General features: G+C 55.8%; 2 protein-coding genes. Both read right to left on the minus strand.

Annotated elements, in window-relative coordinates; genetic code table 11:
• Positions 1 to 36: 36 nt before the first annotated feature.
• A complete protein-coding gene (locus Q8O96_RS31050; RefSeq protein WP_305950123.1) occupies positions 37 to 1623 on the minus strand; it encodes a DUF2875 family protein in 1587 nt (528 codons plus the stop codon).
• Positions 1623 to 2001: DUF3274 domain-containing protein (locus Q8O96_RS31055; protein WP_305950124.1), on the minus strand; the 379-nt coding region annotated here is incomplete at its 5' end. The genes Q8O96_RS31055 and Q8O96_RS31050, both read right to left, overlap by 1 nt.

Consider the following 2001-nt stretch of genomic DNA (forward strand, 5'->3'; position numbering starts at 1 on the left):
TTGATGTTGCGCTGCGATCCTTCGAGCCCGACCTTCCTAGAGATCATCCATCCAGTTGTTAGGCCTCAACTCAGCCAGAAACTCTTCCAACGTGTAGTCCTCTTCCACAACCGGCATCCGCGATGCCGCAGGAGCAACCGGCGCAGGGTTTACCGGGGCGCCGTCGTCACTACTGGCGGTTTGGGGCATCAGGTTGATGCCAAATTTGTTGCCAACGGGCTTTTGCCCAGGTGTCGGCGAGGTGATGGTGATAAGGGTCGCTTGATCCTTGCGACGCAGAGGCATGACCACGCTGGTGTCGGCATTCTGGTAACTGGCCATGGTCGCCAGCGCGATGCCCACAAACGGCGATGCGGCGCCGGTATCGCCCAGGCGCTGGGTCAGATCGTAGCCCTCGCGGGAGTCGAGCAGGTCCAGAGAGCTGCGAGCAGCCGTCAACGCAGGAAGCAATTCGGCCAGTGGCGTGCTGTTCAGGCCGCCGTCGTAGAACACCCGGGCCGGCGCTGGTGTAACGGCATCAGTGGCTTTTTTCCAGCCAGCGGCCAGTTGCGTGGTCAAGGCTTCGCGCTTGAGGCGCTCGCCGTTATCCGGGCGCTGCAGGGAAACCGTGACCGGGCGATGAATCCGGGCCAGTACTGGCAAGGCATCCCACTGTTCAAAAGCACGCTCGGTCCAAGGTTGCGGGATGAATTCCGAAGGTTGGAATTCGACAGCAGGTTTACGCCAGCCCCAACCGGTGAACTCGGGATCGATTTTGTTCTTGTTGACCTTGGTGAAGGGAGCGTAATAGCGCAGCCACTCGACACGTTCGGGGCGGCCGATGACCAGGGCGACCATGGCATCAGTGAGTTCACCTGGTTGTCGTGGGCCGGTTCCTACCCCGATGGGTTTATTAGCTTTGCTGCTCAACGCCAAAGCCATGTTGAAACCTTCATTGGCATATACAAGCAATGCAGGAAGGCCGGGATTTTGCTCGAAAAGCCGAAACAGATTTTCTACCAAAGCTTCAGGGGTGTCGTTACATACGATGCCGTTTTGCAGATTACGAATACGATGCCAATGCAACCCTGCCGGTACTCGCATGTTGTTGACCATGACAGACAGGCTTTCTCGGGTTCTTTCTGGCGAGAAACGCAGATTGGCGGTCTGGGGATTCCAACCACGGACCACCGTGACGGTAGGAATAGGCCATTTCTCCAGAAAATCTCGTAGCCCTAATTCAAGGGCATCCGTCTCGCGCTTTTCAGAAGCCATATCCTTGTCATGTGCGGTCACCGGATACTTCTTCGGGTCCATGGGCAGGATACTGCCAACGTGCAGGGACTCTGGTTCTCTCGCATTTTGCTCTTGCAAGGTTTTCCAAATATCTCCTTGGCGAAAGACATCTAGACTCACACCAATGCTGAGCACATCCAGGGTTTCCAGGCGAGGCGAGACGGTTGGTGCACGGTAGCGACTGTCATTGGACATTGAGGCGGCCTTCTTGGCAGGGATGTAGGCTTTGGCGGGCTCGGTCGAATTGGCAAAACAACGGGTAGTCATAAGCGACTTGTCGGACGCTTGGACCAGAGGAGCGTTCAATAACAAGCAGGCAATGGATAAATACGGGAGTATGGAGCGCATCAGACCTTCCCTCCGAAACGAATGGGATGACCGAACTTTTCCCCACCCCAAGTCTGCGTGGCAACCAAGGAGGGCATATCGGTCTTAAGCACGATATCCGGCAGTACTCCAGTCAACCGGTATTCCACAGTGGAGTTGATCAGATTCTGATTCATGCGCTCCTCTTGAAGGTACATCTGCTCTACCCTCTCACTGGGTAAGTCACTAGCTATGTCTAAGTCACGCTGTTCCCTACCGTTAGCTCGAGTACTCTTCCAATCCAACCGCCAATCCGCCACCCGACACAAATACGCATAGAACGTCACATCATCCACGCTCTCACCTGCTCCAATCGCCACGTCATAGGCCAGAACTCGTCGACTGTGCTCCGGGTTATTC

Source organism: Pseudomonas sp. LPH60, assembly GCF_030718165.1.
GTDB classification, from domain to species: Bacteria; Pseudomonadota; Gammaproteobacteria; order Pseudomonadales; family Pseudomonadaceae; genus Aquipseudomonas; species Aquipseudomonas danubii.

Excerpts from the sequence above, each read along its gene's own strand:
- Q8O96_RS31050 (WP_305950123.1), bottom strand. The coding sequence starts at position 1,623 with ATGCGCTCCATACTCCCGTATTTATCCATTGCCTGCTTGTTATTGAAC.